This is a genomic window from Buttiauxella selenatireducens, from assembly GCF_031432975.1.
GTDB lineage: Bacteria > Pseudomonadota > Gammaproteobacteria > Enterobacterales > Enterobacteriaceae > Buttiauxella > Buttiauxella selenatireducens.
In genome coordinates, this window is sequence record NZ_CP133838.1 from 602,176 (window position 1) to 623,816 (window position 21,641).

Below are 21,641 nucleotides of genomic sequence, written 5' to 3' on the forward strand. Positions count from 1 at the left end.
GGGGATAAATGGCTGGTTTATCCCCTCTGTGTTTTTAGGATCAATGTTCTTCTGTTTCGACGACTTCCGGTTGTGTGACTCTCAGACTGGCTAGCGCCTTCCTCGCACAGCCCAACACATGTTCACACTGCTCAATCGTGATAGTCAGCGGTGGCTCGACACGAATGGTTTTCGCATTGTTGAGCGTCCCGGCGACCAGCACCTGCTGGCGGAACATTTCACTGGCAAAATTATAGCCAATTTCGTTGTCGCTGAACTCAATGGCAATCAACAAACCTTGCCCACGCGCATCAACCACCAGTTCCGGGAACTCACGTTTCAGGGCCTGGAAGCCATCCATCAACAGTTGTCCTTTCTGTTGCGCTTGAGCAGGTAGATTTTGCTCAAGCAGAACATGGATTGTGGCAAGTGCCGCCGCACAGGCTAACGGGTTGCCACCAAAAGTTGTGGTGTGCAGGAAAGGATTATCAAACAGCACAGAGAAAACTTCTTCTGTCGCAACGGTTGCGCCAATCGGCATAACGCCGCCACCGAGTGCTTTGGCGAGGCATAAAATATCAGGCTGTACGTTTTCGTGTTCGCAGGCGAACATTTTACCCGTACGTCCCATACCGGTTTGCACTTCATCGAGAATAAGCAGTGCGCCAAATTCATCGCAAAGCTGACGAACCGCCGTTAAATACCCGACCGGTGGAATAATTACGCCGCCTTCGCCCTGGATAGGTTCAAGGATCACGGCTGCGACATCATCACCCGTTTTACGGCACTCACTGAGCATTGTGCGTAACGCGTCGATATTGCCAAACGGTACATGTCTAAAGCCCGGAAGTAACGGCATAAACGGTTTACGGAAAGCCGATTTTGCGGTTGCAGACAATGCCCCGAGAGATTTGCCATGAAACGCGCCACTGGTGGCGATAAAGGTAAATTTCCCGCGTGGAGATTGATAGGCTTTGGCGAGTTTAATCGCCGCTTCAACTGATTCTGTACCGCTGTTGCTAAAGAAGCTGTACTTGAGTTTACCCGGAGTGAGGGTCGCAAGGGTTTTGGCTAGCATCGACCGTAAAGGGTCGAGCAGCTCCTGACTGTGCAGGGGTTGTTTTTCTAGCTGATGCTGTACGGCGGATACCACTGTTGGATTACGGTGCCCCACGTTAAAAATGCCGAACCCACCCAGACAATCTAAATATTCCTTACCCTGGGTGTCGACAAGCGTATTTAAACTGCTCGCTTGCCACTCTACGGCTCCGTAATCCCCGCCGGCGGTCACTGATTTGCGATACTCAAGAAAACCCGGATTAACATGCTGTTGGAAGTTATCGATAACCTCTCGGTTTAACGCTTTCATCTCCTCATGGCTCAGTGACTTCTTTTCGATGATGTTGAGAGCGTGCGCTGTGCAGGCAAGAGCCGAAGCGCTGGTAGGTAACCTGTTCAAAATGTGCTCCTGGGGATGACGTATCACGCGATACACGAAATAAGTATTGCAGGGAATACGCCACTTCGCTTCCCCTAAACAAAATCAGGATAAACGCTCAGGCGGAACGCGAGTTGAGCAATATTTACTCACAATTGAACATATTTTGTGGATTTATATGCTGAGGACAGGCTGCTCTGAACAGGGCGGTTTGCACTCTTTCAGCACCCTGTTTGCACTATAAATGTGCATGTTGCCCCAGGGTATGGCATCACTATATCACCTGATGTATCAATGCCGCTTATGGCTTCGCTGAAACCATAATCGCAACAAATTAATAACGAACTATTAATGCTTTTATGTAAAGAAGAATAAATTAATCCGTTCAGTTTTATTTATCCTATAAGGTAGACTTCTGTCTGTAGTTATTACTGCTTGCAAAATGGGTCGTAGAAATTAATTTTAAATATTGAGAGTGCGCTTGTGCCATTAAATATCAACGATCTTGATTACTCTTTATCTGAGCTCAATATCGCCATTAAAGACCATTACGATTGGGCCGCAAAAATACTGTCTCTGAACCTGCTAGGGGGAGAGGCGGATGAAGAGATTGTTCACCCCGATTCCCATTGCCATTGCCGTTTTAGCAAATGGCTGAAGCTGCGTCTCGAAGGAGAGGCGCTGGACAGAGAAATGATTTCGCTCATCGACCGCCAGCATACGGAAATGCATGATGTCGCACGGGAATTAATGCAGTCTATTATTTCCAAAAAGGTGACCGAAGAATTAGTACAGCACTACCACTCCACGCAACAGATATTGATTGAAAGCCTTGACCGTTATAAAGAATATCTCTTCTCCTACCGAAATTTACATGATGCATTAACCGGCCTGCCGTTGCGCCATTTGTTATATCGTGAATTCCCCCTTATTCGCTCAAAATATAATATGAGCGACAGCCGCGTGTATGTGCTGATTATGGATATCGACAGGTTTAAGTCGATTAACGATACCTGGGGGCACAATGCGGGTGATGATGTATTGCGATCGGTCGCTCTGGCATTAAGAGCAGCAACGAGGGATAACGAACGCATATATCGGTTTGGGGGCGAAGAATTTATTACGTTACTCGTCGCGAAAAACGATGAGGATGCCGGTTTTGCTGCCGAACGTATGCGCGAGCATCTGGAATCCCATTCGATCAAGGTTGCGGGCGTTGAAATCAGTGTGACTGTGACAGGCGGTTTGACGAAAGTCAGAGCTCAGGATTCGCTGCACGAGGCGATTGGCCGTGCCGATAAAGCGATGTATTACGGTAAAAACACCGGGCGTAACCGCTGCATTATGTCCACGATTGCAGAAGATCTGATTACGCTCGGTGAGTGATTACGCGGCATCCATACGGTGTTCTCCGCGAACCAGAGGCCCGGTCGAACTCATGTTCGATGATCCCGCCTGCCATGTAAGCCGCCCGGTCTGACATATGCGCAATCACATCGGCGTCGTGGCTGACCAGCAGATAGGTCATGCCAAACTGCTGTTTAAGGCGGTTCAACAGATTGAGAATTTCTGCCTGCACCGACATATCCAACGCCGAAGTCGGTTCATCAAGCAGCAGGATTTTAGGCCGCAGCAACAGTGCCCGGGCAATGGCGACACGCTGGCGCTGCCCACCGGAAAGCTGGTGGGGATAACGCTTCATGGCGTCAGCTGCCAGTCCCACCTGAAGCAGCGCCTCCTCCACGCGGGCGGCAATTTTCGCCTCCCCGTGAATCGTCAGCGGCTCGGCCAGCGTGCGGTAAATAGTATGGTTGGGATGCAAAGATGCGTAGGGGTCCTGAAACACCATCTGCACATTCCGTCGCAGGAAGCCCTGAAAACGTGAACCGGGTTTGATTGCATCATCCAGCAGTTTGACGTCGCCTTGCCATTCGCGCTGTAACCCTGCCAGCACCCGCAGAATGGTGGATTTTCCGCATCCTGATGCACCGATCAAACTGAATGTTTCACCTGAGTTTACGGCGAAACTGGCATCGCTAACGGCAGTTTTGACCAGCCCCTTTGCCGTAAATTGCACGCGTAAATTACTGACTTCAACGATCGCCATGGTGTTCTCCTTGCAGATTCTGGCTACGGTCAAGTGTCGGCAGCATTGTGCCGTAAGTCGCGGCATTTGGGCGGCATGTCCAGAGTGTGCGGGTATATGGATGTGTGGCTGTCGCAAGCTCGCGGGCTTCCATTTCGTCGACTTTTTGCCCCTGATACATCACCAGTACACGTTGGCAGTGTTGAGCGACCAGCGGAAGATCGTGGCTAATCAGTAACATCGCCATCTGGCGTTGCTCGCATTGCTCTACCAGCAATTCCAGAATCTGGTTGCGCAGACGAGCATCAAGAGCTGAGGTGGGTTCGTCGGCGATCAGAACTTTGGGATTGTTGACCAGGGCGATGGCAATCATCACGCGCTGCCCCATACCGCCGGAAAGTTCCGCCGGGTAACGCAGCAGCACGTTTTCCTGCAATCCCACCGCATTAATCACTTCGCGGATTCGCTCGCGGCGCTGTGCCGTGGACAGTTTTTGGTGCAGCCGCAACGCTTCATCAATCTGTTGGGCGACGTTTTTCACCGGGTTGAGCGCGTAGCGCGGATCTTGTAAAACCATCGAAATGTCATTGCCGCGCAGGCGCTGCCAGTCGCGGTCGTGCATCGTCAGCAAGTCGTGATTCAGCACGTTGAGATGAGTGGCACTGACCTTGCCTGGTTTGCGTACCAGACCCATTAGCGAGCGAGCCGTCATAGATTTGCCCGAACCGGATTCGCCCACCAGTGCCAGCCTTTCAACGCCAAGCGTAAACGAGAGATTTTCTACTACGCGTGCGCCGGGGTAATCAATGTTTAACCCCTGAACGTGAATACGATTCTCAGTCATGACCCGGCTCCAGTACGTCGCGTAATCCATCGCCCAAAAGGTTAAAGGCCAGGCTGCTAATCAAAATAGCGGTGCCAGGAATCGCGGCGATCCACCATTGATCGAAAATTACCTGCATGCCGTCGGCGATCATTGAGCCCCATTCCGCCATGGGTGGCCTTGCGCCAAGGCCCAGGAAACCCAGCCCGGCGGCGGCAAGAATAATCCCCGCCAAATCAAGCGCCAGCCGCACAATGGCGGAAGGTAAACAGAGCGGAAGAATGTGGCCTGCCAACAGGCGCAGCCCACGAATCCCCATCATTTCGGCGGCAGCGAGATAGTCGCTGTGGCGCAGGCGTTGAATTTCGCTGCGTGCCTGGCGTGCATACGCAGGCCACGTGGTTAATGCCAGCGCCAGCGCGCCGTTAACCAGGCCTGGACCAAGCATTGCCACAAAGGCAAAGGCCAGAATCAGGCGCGGCATCGACATCACGACATCGGTAAAACGCATAAGCACGCGCTCCAGCCAACCTCCGTAATAACCAGAAAGAATGCCGATAAGCAGCCCGACAGGCAGCGTAATGAGCGTAACCAGTAGCACCAGGCCGAGAGCCGGGCGTGAACCGTAAATCAGGCGTGAAAGCATATCGCGGCCATAGCTATCCGTGCCCAACCAGTGTTGAGCATTCGGCGCTTGCAGACGTGCTGCGGCGTCTTGCCAGTTCGGGTCGAAGGGGGCCAGTAATGGCGCAAAAATGGCAACCAGCACCAATAACGTAATAATCACCAAGCCGCAGAGTGCCGCAGGCGACCGCAAAGTGCGGCGCAAAAACAGAGAAGACGGCATCAGCGCACCCTCGGATCGGTGACACGCACCAGCACGTCAGTCAGATTATTGATAATGACAAACGACACGCCAATCAGCAGTGTGCCGCCCATAATCGCGGTGGTATCTCCGGCGAACAGCGCGGTAGTGAGATAGCGCCCGATGCCCGGCCAGGAGAAAACCGTTTCAGTCAGCACCGCGCCTTCCAGCATGCCGGTGTAGGCCAGCGCAATGACGGTGAATAGCGTGCCGCGAATGTTCGGCAGCACATGGCGCACCAGAATCGCCATCTCTCCGGCACCTTTGGCGCGCGCAAGCGTAATGTACTCTTTGTTCATTTCGCTCAAACACGCGGTGCGTGTTAAGCGGGTAATGCTTGCCAGCGAGTAATAGGCCAGTAGCAGTACCGGCAAAGCAAGGTGATTGATGGCGTTCAGGAATGCATCGCGGTCGCCGGAAAGCCAGGTATCGATAAGCACAAAGCCGGTTTTGGCTTCCACGCTGTACTGATAAATATCGTCCAGACGCCCAGGCCCGGCGCTCCATTGCAGGCGAGCATAAAACAGCGCCAGCATCAGCAAACCCAACCAGAAAATAGGCACTGAATTACCCAGCAATGTGAAGGTACGCACTGCCAGATCCCACGGCGAGCCTGCGAATCGCGCGCAAAGTACGCCGAAGATGACCCCAAGAACGCTGCCAATAATCAGCGCGAGGGTGGCGAGTTCTAATGTGGCCGGAAAGGCGGAAAGCAAATCCTGTAAAACCGGCTGACCGGTCGCGCTGGCTGTGCCTAAATCACCCTGCGCGAGGTTCGTCAGATAGTGCCAGAACTGAACGGGAAGGGGTCTATCCAAACCCAACTGGTGGCGAACTTGTAAGTAGGTGGCCTGGCTTGCGTGATCGCCGACGATTTGCAGCACGCGGTCGACTGGCGAAAGTGCCGAAAGGGCGAATGTGATGAGCAACAAGCCGAGCAGCGTCAGTGCCAGGGTAAATAGCCCTTGCGCGAATGTCAGCAACGGGCGGCGCAGGCGATTCGAGGCTGAAAGGGTGGAAATGTCTGACATGTGGACTCTTTGAGTTGTGTTGGAGAAAGCAACCCTCACCCCGACCCTCTCCCTGAGGGAGAGGGGGAAACCAGCGCCCGATGGTTAGGGGAAAACCGAATTATCCCCTCTCCCTAGGGGAGAGGGCTAGGGTGAGGGCGAGGGCATCCCTTACTTAGTCACGGCGTCGTAATACACCATATCCGCATTCAAACCTTGCTGATAACCCTTCACATTTTCACGTACTACGATTTGGGTTTTACCCTGATCAACAAACACATACGGCGAATTATGCTGCACTTCTTCCTGTATTTTCTTATACAGATCCAGGCGTTTAGCCGGGTCAGCTTCTGCAACTGCCGCCAGCGTTTGTTTGTTCAGCTCAGGGATTTCCCAGCTATTTAAACCGGCAACTGTGCTGCCTTTGCCGTCGTTAAACGCAAAAGAGCTGGCGTTGGAGTGAGCATCGAAATAGTCCGGCAGCCACATACGGATCGCGGCCTGATGCTGCTTAGCGCGTACGCGGGCGTAAACCTGGCTTCCGGCTGCTGGCAACAGATCAATCTTCACGCCGCCCTGAGCGAAACTCGCCTGCATCGACTGAGCGATGGTGATAAACGGCGCTTTGTTCTCGACGTCCAGCGTGAATTGCGCGTCTTTAATGCCTGCTTTAGCGAGGATTTCTTTTGCTTTAGCCGGATCAAATTTGGATGGGTTGTTGGTCAGCGCGCCAGCGAAACCGACAGGCAGGAAGCTCTGGTGGATAAAATACTGGCCTTTCAACAGGTCTTTGGTGATGCCTTCGTAATCAACCAGGTAACGGGACGCTTCCCAAAGGGCTGGGTTCTTCAGCAGAGGATTGCTGCTGTTACCGACGTTGAACACCATGTAGTTCTGTTCGGCAGAAGGAATGCTCAACACTTTTACGCCAGGTTTGCCTTCCAGCGCACTGGTTTGATCCGCGCCCAGACCACGGGCAATATCTGCGTCACCTTGCTGAATCAGCAAACGGCGAGCTGCTGGATCCGGCACGTTTTTAATAATGATGTTTTTCATTTTTGGCGCGTCACCCGGTGATGTAGGGTTGGCGTCCAGCACAATCGCCTGGTGCGGCTGGTAAACACGCATCTTGAACGGACCGCTGCCCGCAGAGTGCATTTTCAGCCATTCATTGCCGAAATCACCCGCTTTGGCATTCGGGGTCACCGCTTTTTCATCGACGATAGAAGCGATTGGCGTGGAGATAATATTCAGCGCAACCGCCGGGCTGACGTCCGCCGTCCAATGTAATTCCAGCGTGTGATCGTCGATTTTCTTCAACTGGCTGGCGATATTTTCTGGCTGCCAGCCAAGCACGTTAAGAATAAACGCCGGTGACTTATTCAGCGTGACTGCGCGGGTATAAGAGAAGATGACGTCTTCCGGGCGCAGCGGGTTGCCGGAGGCGAATTTCGCATCCGGGCGCAATTTGATGGTCAGTTTTTTATTGGCCGCGTCGCCCTGCCAGCTTTCAGCCAGCACCGGAATCACTTTTGCTGGATCGTTACGGTCGGCCTGAACCAGACGCTGATACAGACTTGGCACGGTTTGAATACTGGAAAGCTCGTTCGCTTCGGCGGGATCAAGGCTGACGATGTCATCCAGGCCCTGGGCAACGATTAATGTATTTGGCGGTGTGGCGGCAAAGCTGCTTGCGGAGATAGCCGCCAGCAGCAGTAATGGCAGTACTTTTCTTTGCATGTGGCACCCTGCTTAAAATGAATAATTTTTCTGTTGTTATTCTCGAACCCGCATACGTTAGGCCAGTTAGGCCGAATCATAAAGCCAAAAAAATACTTTCCTTATAAACATTTGGCATTTGGATATTATTTTTGCTTCGGTGAGAACGTTAAAAATGAAAACGCCGGGCATTGCCCGGCGCTTTTATTGATTAAAGAAGCTACTCATTAATACGTGGATGTTGTTGTACCAGGTTGGTACGTTTCGCCTGTAATTCTTCAATCTCGCGATCAAGATCTTCTATTTTCTGCTCGATATTGTCGTGATGCTCCTGAACAATTTCACGCGCCTCAGCAATATCAGATGCCGCAGGTGTTGCCCCTTTTAGAGGTTTATTCGCGGTTTCTTTCATAGTCAGACCGGTTACCAGGCCAATCACCGCAACCACCATCAGATAATAGGCTGGCATCATCAGGTTATCGGTTGTTTCGACTAACCAGGCCGCGACTGTTGGCGTAACACCCGCAACCAGCACTGAGATATTAAAGGCGCTTGCCAGCGCACTGTATCGAATATGCGTTGGGAACATGGCGGGGAGCGTCGATGCCATAACACCCGTGAAAGAGTTCAGAATTACGGCCAGAATGAGCAGCCCGGCGAATATGAGCCCCAGAACATTACTGTTGATCAGGATAAAGGCAGGAATGGCCAGAATCAGTAGCGCCAAACTACCGAAGACAATAAACGGACGACGGCCAAAACGGTCGCTCAATAAGCCAATCATCGGCTGTACAAACAGCATCCCAATCATGATGGCGATGATAATCAGTACGCCATGTTCTTCGGAATAATGCAGGTTATGCGACAAGTAACTCGGCATGTACGTCAACAACATGTAGTAGGTCACGTTGGTTGAAATAACGATACCAATACAGGTCAGCAGGCTGCGCCAGTGTTTGGTGGCAATCTCTTTAAAGGAGATTTTCGGACCGTCTGCCAGACCTTCTTTATCGCCTTGCTCAAGCTGTTCAATGTGCTGTTGAAACGCGGGGGTTTCTTCAAGCGCATGACGCAGATACAGACCGATAATCCCTAATGGCAGAGCGAGGAAGAAGGGCAGTCGCCAGCCCCATTCGAGGAAGTTAGCTTCGCCGACGATAGCCGTTATCAGCACCACCACGCCGGCCCCACAGACGAATCCGGCGATGGAGCCAAAGTCCAGCCAACTTCCCATAAAGCCGCGTTTGCGGTCCGGGGAATATTCCGCCACGAAGATGGAAGCGCCGGTGTATTCACCACCCACCGAGAACCCTTGCGCCATTTTCGCAAGTAACAACAGGATTGGCGCCCAAATACCGATACTTGCGTACGATGGAATAAGACCAATACAGAAGGTACTCAATGACATAATGATGATTGTGATGGATAAGATTTTCTGGCGACCATACTTATCACCCAGCATGCCAAAGAACAGGCCGCCTAATGGGCGAATCAGGAAGGGGACAGAGAAAGTACCCAATGCGGCAATCATCTGCACACTCGGGCTGGCATCCGGGAAGAAGACCTTACCGAGCGCAAAGGCAACAAAGCCGTACACACCGAAATCAAACCATTCCATCGCATTGCCAAGCGATGCTGCAGTAATCGCCTTTTTAAGGCGGCTATCGTCGATGATGGTAACGTCACTGACCTTGATAGGTCTGACTTTCTTTTTCCTTTTTAACATTATTATCCTCTTTTTCCTTTTGGGAGCGAAACCGTCTCCCTTGCTAAGTGTAGTGAGCGAGTGACAAATTGAAGGTTAAAACTCCAGCACTCAGCGCCACTATGACAATCCCATTAATAACCTCATGAAATTATTGAAAAATGTGTTTCAATTTTAAAACCATTATAAAAAATATGGCTTAATTATAAAAGTGTGATCACCATCAAGTTTACCCGCTAAAGTAAATCTTTGCAGCGCCGAAATAACAATAAATCAAAAGAATTAACAACCGGGTAACTTAAAAAGGGAGTTGCTATGACTGCGCGGACGGCCGCTACACAGCATGAATACCTGCTCAGTGATGACATGACATTGATGTCGACGACTGATTTGAAAAGCACGATCACCCATGCGAACGACGCGTTTGTGAAGGTGAGCGGTTACTCGCTTCAGGAGCTCACCGGTTGCCCGCACAATCTGGTGCGTCATGGCGATATGCCAAAAGCGGCTTTCGCTGACATGTGGTACACCCTGAAGCAGGGAGAACCCTGGACGGGTATTGTCAAAAATCAGCGTAAAAATGGCGATCATTACTGGGTTCGCGCCAATGTCGTGCCGGTGGTACGCAACGGCAAAACCACCGGATATATGTCGATTCGTACCAAAGCGCAGCCGGAAGAAATTGCTGCCGTGGAGCCACTCTACAAAGCGCTCAAAGAGGGGCGTTGCAAATATCGTCTGTATAAAGGCCTGGTATTGGGCAAGAGCGGGTTAGGGAAATTGCCGACGTTACCGCTACGTTGGCGTATTCGCATGATAATCAGCACCGTTTTCATATTGATGTTGGCTGCATCTATTGCGCTGGGGCAAAGCGGGCTGTCTGTGATGATCGGGGCGCTGGCGAGCGTATTGGGTTGCGCATTGCTGGAATGGCAAATTGCGCGTCCGATGGAAAATATTGCACGTCAGGCACTGGAAGTGGCGACCGGAAATCAGCAGCGTGTGCAGCATCTCGCCCGAACGGACGAAATCGGCATGACGTTGCGCGCTATCGGCCAGCTTGGCCTGATGTGCCGCTGGCTGATTCATGATGTCAGCCATCAGGTTGAAAATGTGCGCAGTGGCAGTGAGACGCTGGCGCAGGGCAACGACGAACTCAACGAGCGCACGCGCCAGTCCGTCGTCAACGTGCAGCAAACGGTCTCCACCATGAGCCAGATGGCGGTATCGGTGCAGAACAACTCGGAAACCGCAGCCGCGGCAGATAAGCTTTCCAGCTCTGCGAGCCAGGCCGCAACCCATGGTGGCAAAGCGATGGAAACCGTGGTGACGACAATGGCTGACATTGCCGACAGTACGCAACGGATTGGTTCCATCACCAGCCTAATCAATGACATTGCCTTCCAGACCAATATTCTGGCCCTTAATGCCGCAGTAGAAGCCGCGCGTGCCGGAGAGCAGGGGAAAGGGTTTGCGGTGGTTGCAGGTGAAGTACGTAACCTGGCACAGCGCAGTGCGACGGCGGCGAATGATATCCGCAAACTTATCGATGCCAGCGCCAGTAAAGTGCAATCTGGGACTATTCAGGTTCACGAAGCCGGTCGCACCATGAACGATATTGTCGAGCAGGTGCGCAATGTGACGCAGTTGCTCGGGCAAATTAGTCATGCCACTTCTGAACAGGCGGAAGGGTTGTCTGATTTAACTCGCGCCGTTGCCGAACTGGACGCTATCACGCAAAAAAATGCGGCGTTAGTGGAAGAAAGCGCGGAAGTCTCTGCGATGGTGAAGTACCGAGCGACACGACTGGAAGATGCCGTTACGGTGCTGCACTAATTTAAAAACCAGAAGCGCACGTTTTTACAACCACGCCGGATTTTTTTAGCTAGTCTGGGACAGATTGAATGTTTCTACCCGACCCTAATCTATGGAGAGCGTTATGACGCAATCGTCCCAAACTAACCGCCGCTTTGTGCTGGCGCAGCGCCCGCAAGGCATGCCGACCGATCAAGACATTCGTCTGGAAGAAGCTCCTGTCCCGCAGCCTGCCGCAGGCCAGTTACTGCTGCGAACCCTCTATTTATCTCTCGACCCTTATATGCGCGGGCGTATGGATGATGCCGAATCCTATACGCCAGGACTGGCAATTGGTGAAGTCATTGGTGCAGGCACCGTTTGTCGCGTCGAGAAATCTGAACACGCAGATTACAAAATCGGTGACCTGGTTCTGGCATATACCGGCTGGCAGGATTACGCACTTTCTAACGGCGAAGGTTTGCAGAAGCTCGATGCAAATATGCAGCACCCTTCGTACGCGCTCGGTTTACTCGGGATGCCTGGTTTTACGGGTTATATGGGGTTGACCGATATTGGTGAGCCGAAAGCGGGCGAAACGGTGGTTGTTGCAGCAGCCAGTGGGGCAGTGGGCTCGGTGGTAGGGCAAGTGGCAAAATTGCGCGGAGCAAAAGTCGTGGGGATCGCGGGTGGCGAAGAGAAGTGCCGTTACGTAACCGAGACTTTAAAATTTGATGCCTGCATTGATCACAAAGCGCCAGATTTTGCCGAGCAGTTGAAAAAGGCCTGTAGCAAAGGCATTGATGTCTATTTTGAAAACGTCGGTGGTGCGGTGTTTGATGCGGTTCTGCCACTTTTGAATACTAAAGCGCGTATTCCAGTGTGCGGTGTCATCAGCCAGTACAACGGTATGAATAGCGCTTTTGAGCAGGATCGTTTGCCGCTGCTAATGGGGACAATCCTGAAAAAACGTCTGCGCGTACAAGGATTTATTATTTCGCAGGATTACGCCGATCGTTATCCTGAGTTCTTTAAACAGATGAGTCAGTGGCTGGCGGAAGGAAAAATTCAGTTCCGCGAAGACATTGTCGATGGCCTGGAAAACAGCGTGGAAGCGTTTCGCGGTTTGTTGGTCGGTAAGAACTTCGGTAAGTTGATTGTGAAAGTCGCGGAGTGATTGTTATAGAGCGGCGCAAATACGCCGCTCTAATTAGCTTTTAAAAGGCCCATCGCTTACTGAATTTCGCTCCAGTAATTGTGATGTGAAAATATTATCCCGCGATAAATACCCGCCATCTAACATGGATATTAAACGGCTGATCACTTCGCTAATCATATCGCTGACCGGATCTTTGATGCTCGATAGCGCGGGGGTTAAATAAGGTGCTGTCGGAATATTATCAAAGCCGAGCAGGGATATTTCATGTGGAACTGAAATCCCCATATCACTCAATTTTTTCATCGCACCCACGGCCATTTCATCATTACTGGCAAGAATCGCGCTGACCTTCTGTTGACGAGCAAGCAACGCTTCTACGGCCGACACGCCGCTGTCTGGCGTCCATTTACCCTGCACAATCAATGCTTCGTTTACGCCGATATGATATTGATTTAAAGCATCTTTATAACCCGCCAGGCGCTCGATAGCCGTAGGCGAATCCAGTGCGCCGGTAATAAATGCAATATCATTATGCCCACGCTCAATGAGATATTTCGTCGCGAGGAAACTGGAGCCTTTATGGTCACAACAGATACAATGGCTTTGGTGTTTTCTTAATTTTCGGTTCACCACCATAATCGGCTGTTTATGCTGGTCAATAATTTCGTCCATTTCATCAATGGTCAAAAAACGCGGGTAAATAATCACCGCATCGCAGCGCAAATCGAGCAAGAATTGAATAGCTTCGCGTTCTTCTTGTGCGCTGTGTTTACCATCCACCAGAATGAGCTGACGGCCATTATCTTCTAATTTCTTCGCGGCCTGCGAAAGTATTTCACTGAAATAACTGCCGTTATAAAGGGTGTTGGTTACGACTAAACCAATGCATTCTGACTTATTCGTCGCCAGATTTCGCGCCAGCAAATTTGGCCGATATCCGGCCTCTTCAATCGCTTTATAGACCTGGTCTTTTGTGGCTTCGCTGACGTATCCCTTGCCGGATAAAACGCGTGAAACGGTCGCTTTTGAGACGCCGGCTTTCTGTGCCACTTCTAGCATTGTCGACATGGGAGCTTCCTGGCTTTTTTGAAGGTCCTATTTTACACATTCCCGGACGACAAAATACTGCCTTAAAGGGATTGCCGGGGTCTGTAATAGCCATTTATGTCGATCCTCATCACAAAACAAACAATATGCGGAATTAGTATTTGATCTGTTTGTTTGTCGTAGTCAATCTAATGTGGAACCGGTTACCTACTTCTCATGACCCTACTCGTCGTTGCGGTGAAACCGGAAAGAATATTCATAACTAAATGAATTTAAACATAAAATTAGAGTGACGTACGGAAGAGTGGTAACTCATGGCTAAGAATTACGCGGCAGTATCTCAGTCGATAGTCGATGCAATTGGTGGCGCGGATAACGTGGGTGCGGTGACACATTGCATGACGCGTTTGCGGTTTGTGTTAAATGACGGTAGCCGCGTGGATGCCGCGAAGCTCAAAGCTATCAACGGCGTAATGGGCGTAGTTCGTAGCGAAAATCAGTGCCAGGTGATCATCGGTAACACGGTTTCCCAGGCGTATGCTGAAGTGCTGAAACGACTGCCTGAAGGCATGCAACCCGCGGCGCCTGCCAACGGCAAAAATAAAATCACTTTGAAACGAATCGGGGCAGGGATTTTGGATGCGCTGATTGGCACCATGTCGCCGCTGATTCCCGCGATTATCGGCGGTTCAATGGTGAAATTGCTGGCCATGATCCTTGATATGACCGGCGTGTTTGGAAAAGGCTCATCCACGCTCATCATTCTTAATGTGATTGGTGATGGCGCATTCTTCTTCCTGCCGATAATGGTTGCCGCGTCGGCGGCGGTAAAATTCAAAACCAATATGTCGCTGGCGATAGCTATCGCCGGTGTGTTGGTGCATCCAAACTTTGTTGACCTGATGGCAAAAGCGGCACAGGGCCAACCGGTTGAATTTATGGGGTTATCGGTCACGGCGGTGAAATACACCTATACCGTGATACCGGCGTTGTGCATGACCTGGCTGCTCTCTTACATCGAAAAATGGGTTGACCGCATCACGCCTGCGGTGACAAAAAACTTCCTGAAGCCGATGCTTATCGTGCTTATCTCTGCCCCTATCGCCATCATGCTGATTGGCCCACTGGGGATCTGGATTGGTAGCGGTATTTCTTCACTGGTTTACACCATTCACAGCTATCTGGGTTGGTTGTCAGTAGCGATTATGGGCGCTCTGTGGCCGCTGCTGGTCATGACCGGTATGCACCGCGTATTTACACCGTCTATTATTCAGACCATTGCCGAAACGGGCAAAGAAGGCATGGTTATGCCATCTGAAATTGGTGCCAACCTCTCTTTGGGTGGTTCATCATTAGCCGTGGCGTGGAAAACCAAAAATCCTGAACTGCGCCAGACGGCACTCGCTGCAGCGGCATCTGCGATTGTGGCGGGCATTTCCGAACCTGCACTTTACGGTGTCGCTGTGCGTCTCAAACGCCCACTGATTGCGGCATTAATCAGTGGTTTTGTCTGCGGCGCTGTCGCAGGAATTGGTGGGTTGGCGAGCCATTCCATGGCATCTCCGGGCCTGTTCACCAGTGTGCAATTCTTTGATCCAGCTAATCCAATGAGCATCGCATGGGTGTTTGGTGTGATGATTCTGGCCGTGGTGCTCTCTTTCTTCCTGACGTTAATCCTGGGCTTTGAAGACATTCCCGTTGAGCAGAGTGACGAGAAAGAGCAAATTCAACCAAACGCCGTTGTTGCACCGCAACATGCTGTAAACGCTAACTAACTAAGAAGAGGGACTTTATGTCAGCATCAATTTTTCCTGATGACTTTTTATGGGGCGGTGCAATCGCTGCAAACCAGGCTGAAGGCGCATACCTCGAGGGGGGAAAGGGCTCTCAACGGTAGATACCATCCCGCACGGCGAGCATCGCCTCGCCGTGAAATTAGGTTTAGAAAAACGTTTTTCATTACGTGATGATGAATTTTACCCAAGCCACGAGGCCATCGATTTTTACCATCGCTATAAAGATGATATTGCCCTGATGGCAGAGATGGGTTTTACCGTTTTCCGTACTTCAATTGCCTGGAGTCGCATTTTCCCTAAAGGGGATGAGAAAGAGCCAAACGCGGCGGGTATCGCTTTTTACCGTGACCTCTTTGCCGAGTGCAAAAAGCATAATATCGAACCGCTGGTGACGCTGTGCCACTTTGATGTCCCGATGCATTTGGTGCAGGAATATGGTTCGTGGCGCAGCCGCAAAATGGTGGAGTTTTTCACCCACTATGCCCGTACCTGTTTTGAAGCTTTTGATGGACTGGTGAAATACTGGCTCACCTTCAACGAAATCAATATCTTGCTCCACGCACCCTTCTCTGGTGCAGGTCTGGTATTCGAAGAGGGCGATAACAAAGAACAAGTGAAATACCAGGCGGCACACCATGAGCTGATCGCCAGTGCTTTAGTGACCAAAATTGCTCACGAAGTTAACCCAAACAATCAGGTCGGATGCATGCTGGCGGGAGGGAATTTCTATCCGTACTCCTGCAAACCTGAAGATGTCTGGGCTGCGCTTGAAAAAGATCGTGAGAACCTGTTCTTTATTGATGTGCAGGCGCGTGGTGCGTACCCGTCGTACGCGAAACGTCTGTTCCGCGAGAAGGGATTTGAGCTTGAAGTGCTGCCAGGCGATGAAGAAATCCTCAAGAACACGGTCGATTTTGTCTCGTTTAGCTATTACGCCTCACGCTGTGCATCAGGGGATATGAACGAGCTCAACAGCAATGCGGCAAACATCGTTAAATCGCTGAAAAACCCCTATATTCAAGCGAGTGAATGGGGATGGGGCATTGACCCACTCGGCCTGCGCATTACCATGAACATGATGTACGACCGTTACCAGAAGCCACTTTTCCTGGTAGAAAACGGCCTTGGTGCGAAGGATGAAGTTAACGCGCAGGGTGAAATCAACGATGACTATCGCATCAGCTATCTGCGTGAGCACATCAAAGCCATGGCTGACGCCATCGAAGATGGTATTCCGGTAATCGGCTACACCTCATGGGGCTGTATTGATTTGGTTTCCGCATCAACAGGCGAAATGAGTAAGCGCTACGGTTTCATCTACGTTGATCGCGACGACCAGGGCAACGGCACGCTGACACGTACGCGTAAAAAATCGTTCTACTGGTATAAGAAAGTGATCGCCAGTAATGGTGCTGATTTAGACTAGTTTGTCTGCGTGGTGGCTCGGTTTACTCGCCGGGTCACCGTTCTGGGGGCTGATTGCCTGGCTCAGATGCGTTAATATGAGTGTCCAATCTCCTTTCACAAAAAGATCGTCATGAATATTATTCAAACTAAAATTCCGGAAGTGCTTATTTTTGAACCAAAAGTTTTCGGTGATGACCGCGGGTTTTTCTTTGAAAGCTTTAATCAGAAAGTTTTTGAAGAAGCCGTAGGACGTTCGGTTAATTTTGTTCAGGATAATCATTCAAAATCTTGCAAGGGCGTGCTTCGCGGTTTGCACTATCAATTGGCACCGAATGCCCAGGCAAAACTGGTTCGCTGTGCAGTTGGAGAAGTATTTGATGTTGCCGTGGACATCCGCCAGCATTCTGCAACGTTTGGCCAGTGGGTGGGCGTGCTATTAAGTGCTGAGAACAAACGCCAGTTATGGATCCCAGAAGGTTTTGCCCACGGGTTTATGACTGTCAGCGATGAAGCTGAGTTTTTGTATAAAACGACAAACTTCTACGCGCCACAGAGCGATCGCAGCATTCTTTGGGAAGACAAGGATATTGGCATCGCATGGCCAGAAATTGATGCGCCACGCCTGTTGTCCGATAAAGATCATCAGGCTAAAAGCTTCAAAGATGCCGATTATTTTTAATCGAGTTGTGCGCACCTAACTCGCATCAAGTTGTCTGTTTTCTTCAGAGGTTGCGTCGGCAACCTCTTTGTTTTCCGCAGGACTCAATTCACGCAACCCCTTTCCAACATCATAATATCCAGCCTTAAACGGGTTTGCGTTATCTGCGCAAAGGCGGTGCGGGCGCTTCTCAAGCGGTAGTTCAGCCGACAAATTACAACTTTCTTCTGACGGTCAATTTCAGTGGATTTTCTACACTGAAAGAAAATGTCTGTTGAGGTTCTACATGCCCTGGCAACCTTTTCTCTCAGTGATCCCGGGATCAGTGCCTGCGGATCTTGCCATTAAACACATCACTTGCAGTGATATAAGTGATCACTGGCCGCTGAAGGACGAGGTAGTAGAACAGATCGATGACATCAACCAACAGCTTGCTAATGATCTCTCTTTAGAAGCCCCGGAAATATTTTTAGATAATCAAGGGAAGCGGCGGATCCGGTGTCGTAACAGGCTCTCCGAACAAGCTTTTCGTTCCCGGCCCGCACTGGAAGAATGGCGAAGCCAGCTCGTTCCCACCGCGCTTGCACTGTGGGCTGTGCAGCATCCACTGGCGGTGAGGTTGATAAGCGGCGGTGAAATGGATATCAATAGTCGATCGTGGTTCATTCACGCCAATGATGCACGGGGCATTCGATCCCGCGCAAAGGTGATGGCCGCCATAGCTGATTTTCATCTCAACGATCGCGTTTCTGTAAACTGGATCAGCCTCGCTTGCGGTGCGGCCGTGCCGGTACTCAATACGTTGCACAGTGCAAAATTGAAGTCTCAGAAATTTACCTTATTGCTGATTGATCATGATCGGCAATCGCTGATGTTTGCTCGTGGGCTGGCGACGCAATACGGGCTGGTTGAAGGGCAGCATTTTCAGCTGCTTATGCGGAATTTATTCGACCGGATGATTGTCAGTGACAAACTCGTTCAGGAACTGGGTGAACAGTCCGCTGAATTAGTCGATGGATTAGGGATTTTCGAATACTTCTCAGAGTCTGAGGCGGTACATTTTATTCGCCACGCGTTACGTTTGGTAAAACCTGGTGGCGTGTTGATTATTTCGAATATGTTGAAAAGCAGCCCACAAATTGAATTCGCATTGCGTTGTGTTGGCTGGACGACGATTTACCCGCGAACGCTTTTCGAGTTAAGAGAAATTATTTTGGCGGCGGGGATTAATCTGCAGAATGTTACCGTGACACTTCCCAGTGATGGCGTTTATGCGGTGATGGAAATTAATGTGAGCGAATAACCCGTTTTATAATCCTGCTCCTGAAACCAGGAGCAGGAGAATTTATTAAGCCAGGTAATTCATGCCCTGTTTCAGGACAAAATCACACGCCTGAGTTTTCACTTTTTCTGCCAGCGGCGAGTTGCCGATGGTTTCCAGATTCAATTGCTGGCCTTTACCGGTATTCAGCAGACCCATCAAACCCTGAGTGTAATCTTGTGGCTGAGTTTCTTTCGTCTCACTTCCCAGTCCCAGTTTATCCAGAAGCTGATTTTTGACGTTTTCTGGATTGGTGGCTGATACCAATTTGTTCTTCATGCAGTACTGCAAAATGCCCGCGGCGTTGGTCATGGTGTTGGCACTCAGTGCGCTAGTCCCACTGGCGAGCAGGCTGGTTAGTGATGCCGCGGAGTTACCTGTGGTTCCAGAGGTGCTGGTGGTGGTTTTGCTCAGTTCATTCGCTGCACTGGTGAGCTGATCCTGCCAGCTTGCCGCCATCGCCTGAGCGGCAAAAACGGATGCTGCCAGTGCCAGAGCACACGTAATCTTATTGTTTGCTTTCATCTGTTTATACTCTTTTATACCCGTCATACTTCAAGCTGCTTATGCGTTGGCTGCACCCGCTTACCGCAGTCACTTACTCAAGTAAGCTCCTGGGGATTTACGGCTTTGCCGCCTTTAAGCAACTCGAATTATTTTGGGTAAACATAACCTGCATCGCAGGAGAATTTCGTCGAGTATACCGCCTTCTCTGGGTTCATCGGAGCCTGGAGATTTCTTAAAACATCCAGAAAAGAGGATTTATCAGGGGCCGATGTAGCGCAGCACCACTTTTACTGCCATTTCACGGTAATGGGAGGTGCTATCAACCGGCTCTGTTCCCTCTTCAAAGAGGTTTGAGAAGGTGTAGCTGTTCGCCACATGGTAGAAGCTGAAGCTACTGATCAGGCGGTGTACATCTTTGGCCGTGACGAGTTTGTTGAACAGCTGTTTTTCCTGCCCGCGGGTCAGTACATCTTCCAGTAATTCTAGCGCGCTGCGGTTTATCTCGCGCAGGTAAGTGGACTCTTTGACAAAACGCCCGCGCTGCATGTTTTCCATGCAGATAATACGAATGAAATCTGGATGCGTGGCGTGGAAATCAAATGTCCATTCTACCAATTCCACCATCGCTTCGACTGGCGGCTGATCAGAGAGATTAAGTTGGCGCTCACAGCTGCGAATTTGGGTGTAGACATATTCCAGCACCTGAACGTAAAGCAGCTCTTTGCTTTTAAAGTGATAAACCACCATGCGTTTGGTGGTGTTGGCCTTCTCTGCAATTTGCTCCATGCGTGCGCCATTAAGGCCAAATTCAGCGAACAAACTAATGGCACTGAAGAAAATCTTTTCTTTCAAACTGGCGTCATCAAAACGCTCAGGAAGATAAATTTCGTGGGTTTCCACGCAAGGCTCCTTAAAGTCATCAGGCCGCTGGTACCGCCCAGGCCTGATGACATTAAAACAAGTTTGCGCAGGCAAAGCACTGCCGAGTTACAGAAGCCCTGAAACACATCACACTCGTGGGCGTTTACGGTACAGCCACAGGCCGGGAATGGATAAGCCAATCGACAGCGCCCCGACGATAAACGACGCCTTCAGGAAGTTGGTGAGGAGCTGAATCATAAGATCTTCGGTGTAACCAAAGTGGCTCAGTTTCACGGCTGAAATCATTGCGGTATAGGCAGATATCCCTGGGAACATCGGAATCACGGCGGCCACGGTAAAGACTTTCGGATGCGCAAGATACCAGCGTGACCACTGGATACCGATGCTGCCCACCAGGAGTGAAGCGATAAACGTGCTCCATTCAATGTTTAAACCCGCAGTCATCATCGCCATTCTGGAGCCGTGGCCAATCGCACCCAGCAGCGCGCAATACGGCAACGCACGCTGCGGGACATTAAACACCATGGCAAAACCTGCGGCGGGAATCGCTGCCAGCGCCATGTCTTGTAGTAGCGCCAGTAAAAAGTTGATTATTCCCATCCTGTTAATCCCCACAATGACATCGCCATCACTACGCCAATGCAGGTGGCAAGCGTCAGCAGACTCGCCATTGCCCATCTGGCAAGGCCCGTGTTGACGTGTCCTTTAAACATATCGGCGACGGCGTTTATCAGCGGAAAACCAGGAACCAGCAGCAGAACGCTTGCCGCCATTGCAATGTTGGAAGTCGAAGCGAACGGGCCTTTGGCAATGAGCAGACCCGAAATTGTGGTCGCGACAAATGCCGCAATGCAGAAGTTAATTTGTGGATGTAAATGGCGTGACGTGAGCAGCAGCCGCACATACATTGCAACGGAACTGGCAAGGAATGCGACGATTGCGCCATCCCAGCCGCCATGGTTGAGCTTACAGAAACAGCCGCAGGAAAGACCCACCATCAGCACCACTAACCAACGGGGATAGCGCAGGGGAGTGATATGCGCAAAGCGTTTAAAAACGCCCTTATGATCCAGTAGCTTATGCTCTGCCAGGATCACGATATGTTGCACCTCCGTCACGACGTGCATATTGATGCCCCGGTCGGTGTTCTTGCGAGTTGTGGTGAGGCACTGATTATCTTTAATGGTGCTCAGTACGATAGCATTCGCTGAAATTGAACTTTCAACGCTATCCATCCCTAATGCCACTCCCAAACGGCTGGAAAGCTCTTCTACCAGGGCGCTTTCTGCACCGTGCTGCAGCAAAAAAAGCCCACACTGAATGCAAAGGCGGGTGACTTCGCGTTGCGGGTTTACCTCTGTCGACATGCCTGGCCTATGAAAGATGAAAAGCGACGTCTGTCGCTCAAATTTTAACATCCTCCATTTTTAACATATGCCGCCCCC

General features: G+C 50.8%; 17 protein-coding genes and 2 pseudogenes. 7 read left to right on the forward strand and 12 right to left on the reverse strand.

Annotation, left to right across the window (positions count from 1 at the left end; translation table 11 throughout):
• Positions 1-40: 40 nt before the first annotated feature.
• On the reverse strand, positions 41-1,438 hold the full coding sequence (gene ygjG / locus RHD99_RS02825; protein ID WP_270142778.1) for a putrescine aminotransferase: 1,398 nt from the start codon (positions 1,436-1,438) through the stop codon (positions 41-43).
• A 462-nt stretch (positions 1,439-1,900) separates the two neighbouring features.
• On the opposite strand from ygjG, the gene RHD99_RS02830 reads away from it, so the two are divergent.
• Positions 1,901-2,803 carry a diguanylate cyclase gene (locus RHD99_RS02830; RefSeq protein ID WP_309877369.1) on the forward strand — a complete coding sequence of 301 codons (903 nt, stop codon included), beginning with the start codon at positions 1,901-1,903 and terminating at the stop codon, positions 2,801-2,803.
• Here RHD99_RS02830 and RHD99_RS02835 read toward each other — a convergent pair.
• From RHD99_RS02835 to proP, 6 genes and pseudogenes are all read right to left on the reverse strand, one after another.
• Positions 2,804-3,524, reverse strand: a pseudogene (locus RHD99_RS02835) (ABC transporter ATP-binding protein).
• On the reverse strand, positions 3,511-4,347 hold the full coding sequence (locus RHD99_RS02840) for an ABC transporter ATP-binding protein (RefSeq protein WP_309877370.1): 837 nt from the start codon (positions 4,345-4,347) through the stop codon (positions 3,511-3,513). The pseudogene RHD99_RS02835 and the gene RHD99_RS02840 overlap by 14 nt, the downstream one beginning before the upstream one ends.
• Entirely contained in the window at positions 4,340-5,173 is an 834-nt protein-coding gene (locus tag RHD99_RS02845; protein ID WP_309877371.1) for an ABC transporter permease, read from the reverse strand. Before RHD99_RS02845 ends, RHD99_RS02840 begins: the two co-directional genes overlap by 8 nt.
• Complete coding sequence (locus tag RHD99_RS02850) at positions 5,173-6,222, reverse strand: ABC transporter permease (protein WP_309877372.1); 1,050 nt, start codon at positions 6,220-6,222, stop codon at positions 5,173-5,175. Before RHD99_RS02850 ends, RHD99_RS02845 begins: the two co-directional genes overlap by 1 nt.
• A gap of 150 nt (positions 6,223-6,372) precedes the next feature.
• Positions 6,373-7,941 carry an ABC transporter substrate-binding protein gene (locus RHD99_RS02855; RefSeq protein ID WP_309877373.1) on the reverse strand — a complete coding sequence of 523 codons (1,569 nt, stop codon included), beginning with the start codon at positions 7,939-7,941 and terminating at the stop codon, positions 6,373-6,375.
• Positions 7,942-8,140: 199 nt separating this feature from the next.
• Positions 8,141-9,646: a glycine betaine/L-proline transporter ProP gene (gene proP / locus RHD99_RS02860; RefSeq protein WP_309877374.1), complete on the reverse strand. Its 1,506-nt coding sequence runs from the start codon at positions 9,644-9,646 to the stop codon at positions 8,141-8,143.
• A 294-nt stretch (positions 9,647-9,940) separates the two neighbouring features.
• Between proP and RHD99_RS02865 the strand changes: the two genes are divergently transcribed.
• Both RHD99_RS02865 and curA read left to right on the forward strand, forming a co-directional pair.
• Positions 9,941-11,461, forward strand: coding sequence for a methyl-accepting chemotaxis protein (locus tag RHD99_RS02865; RefSeq protein ID WP_309877375.1), 1,521 nt, complete (start codon positions 9,941-9,943; stop codon positions 11,459-11,461).
• A 103-nt stretch (positions 11,462-11,564) separates the two neighbouring features.
• Positions 11,565-12,596, forward strand: a complete 1,032-nt coding sequence (gene curA / locus RHD99_RS02870; protein ID WP_270142796.1) for an NADPH-dependent curcumin/dihydrocurcumin reductase — start codon at positions 11,565-11,567, stop codon at positions 12,594-12,596.
• Between the two features lie 33 nt (positions 12,597-12,629).
• Here the strand turns inward: curA and RHD99_RS02875 are convergent, their stop codons facing one another.
• Complete coding sequence (locus tag RHD99_RS02875; protein ID WP_309877376.1) at positions 12,630-13,646, reverse strand: LacI family DNA-binding transcriptional regulator; 1,017 nt, start codon at positions 13,644-13,646, stop codon at positions 12,630-12,632.
• Between the two features lie 293 nt (positions 13,647-13,939).
• Between RHD99_RS02875 and ascF the strand changes: the two genes are divergently transcribed.
• From ascF to RHD99_RS02895, 4 genes and pseudogenes are all read left to right on the forward strand, one after another.
• Positions 13,940-15,400: a PTS cellobiose/arbutin/salicin transporter subunit IIBC gene (gene ascF / locus RHD99_RS02880; protein ID WP_309877377.1), complete on the forward strand. Its 1,461-nt coding sequence runs from the start codon at positions 13,940-13,942 to the stop codon at positions 15,398-15,400.
• 17 nt (positions 15,401-15,417) lie between these two features.
• A pseudogene (locus RHD99_RS02885) lies at positions 15,418-16,847 on the forward strand (6-phospho-beta-glucosidase).
• A 111-nt stretch (positions 16,848-16,958) separates the two neighbouring features.
• Positions 16,959-17,507, forward strand: a complete 549-nt coding sequence (gene rfbC, locus RHD99_RS02890) for a dTDP-4-dehydrorhamnose 3,5-epimerase (protein WP_309877378.1) — start codon at positions 16,959-16,961, stop codon at positions 17,505-17,507.
• A gap of 265 nt (positions 17,508-17,772) precedes the next feature.
• The gene (locus RHD99_RS02895) at positions 17,773-18,789 is read left to right on the forward strand and encodes a class I SAM-dependent methyltransferase (RefSeq protein WP_309877379.1); all 1,017 of its coding nucleotides are present in this window, start codon (positions 17,773-17,775) and stop codon (positions 18,787-18,789) included.
• A gap of 45 nt (positions 18,790-18,834) precedes the next feature.
• Here the strand turns inward: RHD99_RS02895 and RHD99_RS02900 are convergent, their stop codons facing one another.
• The 4 genes from RHD99_RS02900 to RHD99_RS02915 form a co-directional block, all read right to left on the reverse strand.
• Positions 18,835-19,332: a YjjA family protein gene (locus RHD99_RS02900; RefSeq protein ID WP_309877380.1), complete on the reverse strand. Its 498-nt coding sequence runs from the start codon at positions 19,330-19,332 to the stop codon at positions 18,835-18,837.
• A gap of 240 nt (positions 19,333-19,572) precedes the next feature.
• On the reverse strand, positions 19,573-20,214 hold the full coding sequence (locus RHD99_RS02905) for a TetR/AcrR family transcriptional regulator (RefSeq protein WP_183270714.1): 642 nt from the start codon (positions 20,212-20,214) through the stop codon (positions 19,573-19,575).
• A 108-nt stretch (positions 20,215-20,322) separates the two neighbouring features.
• Complete coding sequence (locus RHD99_RS02910; protein ID WP_183270713.1) at positions 20,323-20,796, reverse strand: threonine/serine exporter; 474 nt, start codon at positions 20,794-20,796, stop codon at positions 20,323-20,325.
• A complete protein-coding gene (locus RHD99_RS02915) occupies positions 20,787-21,563 on the reverse strand; it encodes a threonine/serine exporter family protein (protein ID WP_309877381.1) in 777 nt (258 codons plus the stop codon). Before RHD99_RS02915 ends, RHD99_RS02910 begins: the two co-directional genes overlap by 10 nt.
• Positions 21,564-21,641 lie beyond the last annotated feature (78 nt).

Bases quoted from the DNA above. Each gene is read 5' to 3' on its own strand.
- RHD99_RS02840 (WP_309877370.1), bottom strand. From the start codon at position 4,347: ATGACTGAGAATCGTATTCACGTTCAGGGGTTAAACATTGATTACCCC.
- RHD99_RS02845 (WP_309877371.1), bottom strand. From the start codon at position 5,173: ATGCCGTCTTCTCTGTTTTTGCGCCGCACTTTGCGGTCGCCTGCGGCA.
- RHD99_RS02850 (WP_309877372.1), bottom strand. From the start codon at position 6,222: ATGTCAGACATTTCCACCCTTTCAGCCTCGAATCGCCTGCGCCGCCCG.
- RHD99_RS02855 (WP_309877373.1), bottom strand. From the start codon at position 7,941: ATGCAAAGAAAAGTACTGCCATTACTGCTGCTGGCGGCTATCTCCGCA.
- proP (WP_309877374.1), bottom strand. From the start codon at position 9,646: ATGTTAAAAAGGAAAAAGAAAGTCAGACCTATCAAGGTCAGTGACGTT.
- RHD99_RS02865 (WP_309877375.1), top strand. From the start codon at position 9,941: ATGACTGCGCGGACGGCCGCTACACAGCATGAATACCTGCTCAGTGAT.
- curA (WP_270142796.1), top strand. From the start codon at position 11,565: ATGACGCAATCGTCCCAAACTAACCGCCGCTTTGTGCTGGCGCAGCGC.
- RHD99_RS02875 (WP_309877376.1), bottom strand. From the start codon at position 13,646: ATGTCGACAATGCTAGAAGTGGCACAGAAAGCCGGCGTCTCAAAAGCG.
- ascF (WP_309877377.1), top strand. From the start codon at position 13,940: ATGGCTAAGAATTACGCGGCAGTATCTCAGTCGATAGTCGATGCAATT.
- rfbC (WP_309877378.1), top strand. From the start codon at position 16,959: ATGAATATTATTCAAACTAAAATTCCGGAAGTGCTTATTTTTGAACCA.
- RHD99_RS02895 (WP_309877379.1), top strand. From the start codon at position 17,773: ATGCCCTGGCAACCTTTTCTCTCAGTGATCCCGGGATCAGTGCCTGCG.
- RHD99_RS02900 (WP_309877380.1), bottom strand. From the start codon at position 19,332: ATGAAAGCAAACAATAAGATTACGTGTGCTCTGGCACTGGCAGCATCC.
- RHD99_RS02910 (WP_183270713.1), bottom strand. From the start codon at position 20,796: ATGGGAATAATCAACTTTTTACTGGCGCTACTACAAGACATGGCGCTG.
- RHD99_RS02915 (WP_309877381.1), bottom strand. From the start codon at position 21,563: ATGTCGACAGAGGTAAACCCGCAACGCGAAGTCACCCGCCTTTGCATT.